The 1969-nt window shown below is 65.0% G+C and carries 1 protein-coding gene; it reads right to left on the bottom strand.

Annotated features, from left to right (window positions below; all coding sequences use genetic code 11):
• Positions 1-54: 54 nt before the first annotated feature.
• Positions 55-1969 (bottom strand): copper-translocating P-type ATPase (locus tag G3T14_RS23940; protein ID WP_163644972.1); only part of this gene is annotated, 1915 nt, incomplete at its 5' end.

Raw genomic sequence — 1969 nt, forward strand, 5'->3', positions numbered from 1 at the left:
ATCATAACCCAGGCCCGCAGAGAATCCCTCAACAGCCAATTTCCAAACGGCCTCTTAGAGCTTTAGCGACCGAAGCCGCAGCGCGTTGGCGATGACGGACACGGAGCTGAGCGACATTGCCAAGGCCGCCACGATCGGGCTGAGGAGGAGCCCGGATGCCGGGTAGAGCACACCGGCCGCGATGGGGATGCCAATGGCATTGTAGGCGAAGGCGAACACCAGGTTTTGCCGGATGTTGTTCATGGTGGCCCGGCTGAGGACGATGGCCCGAGCAATGCCTGCAAGGTCACCTTTGACCAGGGTGATCCCGGCGCTCTGGATCGCGACCTCCGTCCCTGTTCCCATGGCGACACCGACAGCGGCCTCGGCCAGGGCTGGCGCGTCGTTCACGCCGTCCCCGGCCATGGCGACGATACGACCCTCGGCGGTGAGCTTCTTGACGATGCGGTGCTTGTCCTGAGGCAGGACATCGGCTTCGACCTCTTCGATGCCAAGCTTGCGCGCCACGGCCTCGGCCGTCGTCTTGTTGTCGCCGGTCAACATCACGATGCGGATGCCGTCCTTCCGCAAGGTGACGAGGGCGGCTGGGGTCGTCGACTTGATCGGGTCCGCAATCGCGATCACACCCCCGGGCTTGCCATCCACGGCGATGAAAAGGGCGGTTGCCCCGTCGCCACGAAGATCGTCCGCCTTCTGCTCAAGATCGCCAAGCGCGACCCCAAGATCGGCCATCAGTTTGGCATTGCCCAAGGCGATGGACCGACCGCCAACCTTGCCGGTCACCCCCTGGCCGGTGACCGACGCGAAGCCGGTCGCGTCTTGGATGGAAGCCTTCTTGTCACCTGCTGCTGCGACAATCGCCGCGGCGAGCGGGTGTTCGCTGGATCGCTCCAGGCTGGCCGCCAAAGACAGAATATCCGCCTCCGACAGGCCTGACGCAGCGACGATAGAGGTCACCCTTGGCTTGCCCTCCGTCAGAGTGCCCGTCTTGTCCACGACGAGGGTGTCGACCTTCTCCATGCGCTCGAGGGCCTCGGCCGACTTGATCAGCACGCCAGCGCCGGCGCCCTTGCCGATGCCAACGCCGATGGACATCGGGGTGGCGAGGCCTAGCGCGCATGGGCACGCAATGATCAGAACAGAGACCGCAGCAATCACGGCAAAGGAAATCGCCGGGGTAGGTCCCCAGATCGCCCAGGCGATGAAGGTGACGGCAGCTGCGGCGAGTACGGCTGGGACAAAATAGCCAGAGACAGTATCGGCCAACCTCTGGATCGGCGCCCGGCTTCGCTGGGCTTCTGACACCATGCTCACGATGCGGGCGAGCATCGTGTCCGCGCCCACCTTCTCGGCACGCATAACCAGGGAGCCCGTGCCGTTGATGGTGCCCCCGATCAGCTTGTCACCGGGCTGCTTGGCGGCGGGCATCGACTCGCCGGTGACCATGGACTCGTCCACGGCGCCCTTGCCCTCAAGCACTTCGCCATCAACCGGCACCCCGTCGCCGGGCCGCACGCGCAGATGATCCCCGACCTGCACCAGCTCCAGCGCCACTTCTTCATCCGCGCCTCCGGCTGTTATCCGGTGTGCGGTCTTCGGCGCCAGTTTCAGCAAGGCGCGGATTGCGCCGCCCGTCTGCTCGCGGGCGCGCAGCTCCAGCACCTGGCCGAGCAGGACAAGCACCGTGATGACGGCAGCGGCTTCGAAGTAAACGGCGACCGTCCCACCCATGCCGCGGAACCCCGCAGGGAACAGTCCCGGCGCCAGCGTGGCGACGACACTGTAGAGGTATGCAGAACCGGTCCCCAGGGCGACCAGGCTGAACATGTTCAGGCTGCGATGCAGAACCGACGCCCAGGCTCGCTCAAAGAAGGGCCACCCAGCCCAGAGGACCACGGGTGTCGACAAGGCGAACTGGACTTGCCTCGGAAAAGTGGAGAGCTCTTTTTGTGAAGGAGGAGGTCTCCGA

Source organism: Methylobacterium sp. BTF04, from assembly GCF_010692745.1.
GTDB lineage: Bacteria > Pseudomonadota > Alphaproteobacteria > Rhizobiales > Beijerinckiaceae > Methylobacterium.